Annotated in this window: 1 protein-coding gene and 1 pseudogene; both read right to left on the reverse strand. The window is 56.4% G+C overall.

The window, feature by feature from the left end; genetic code table 11:
• Positions 1 to 285, reverse strand: a 285-nt coding sequence (locus HF921_RS13775) for a ribulose bisphosphate carboxylase small subunit (protein ID WP_215893960.1), incomplete at its 3' end; no start/stop codon positions are given.
• A gap of 91 nt (positions 286 to 376) precedes the next feature.
• Positions 377 to 578, reverse strand: a pseudogene (rbcL, locus tag HF921_RS13780) (ribulose-bisphosphate carboxylase large subunit); the annotation flags it as partial.

A 578-nucleotide genomic window follows, 5' to 3' on the forward strand; every position in this document is an offset into this window, starting at 1 on the left:
ATTGTCATACCCGACCAGGCGCACGTGATGGCCGGGGTGAGCGCGATGGCATGCTTCCAACTCCGCGATCACGGTGTCCACCGACTGTTCGCCGAACATGGGTAACTTCCACATGTACCAGTAGTATGTCGATGCGCGTTCAGGTTCCACATGCTCGATGCCGGGGTTCCAGCCCTGATTGATGAGATAGGCGATCTGGCGGCGCATTTTTTCCGGCCCCATTGCCGGCAAATAAGAGAAGGTTTCGTACTTGGGTGTTGAGTTGTAGTCCTGAATGTCAGCCATTTTCTATTCCTTTCTGTGGCGCGCGGAGCGGGCCGTCAAGCTACACGCCGCGCGGGTTTTCGTTTGCGCCTTTGCGATCTCTGTTACCGAATCAACGATTCACCACGTCCAATTTGTCCACGGTATCGAATTCAAACTTGATCTCTTTCCAGGTTTCCAGGGCAATCTTCAGCTCTGGACTGTCTTTCGCGGCGTTGGTGAGGATGTCCTTGCCCTCGCGCTCCAGATCGCGCCCTTCATTGCGCGCTTCCACACAGGCTTCCAGTGCCACGCGGTTGGCAGCGGCTCCGGCA

It is taken from the genome of Acidithiobacillus ferriphilus, from assembly GCF_018854775.1.
Classification (GTDB): Bacteria; Pseudomonadota; Gammaproteobacteria; order Acidithiobacillales; family Acidithiobacillaceae; genus Acidithiobacillus; species Acidithiobacillus ferriphilus.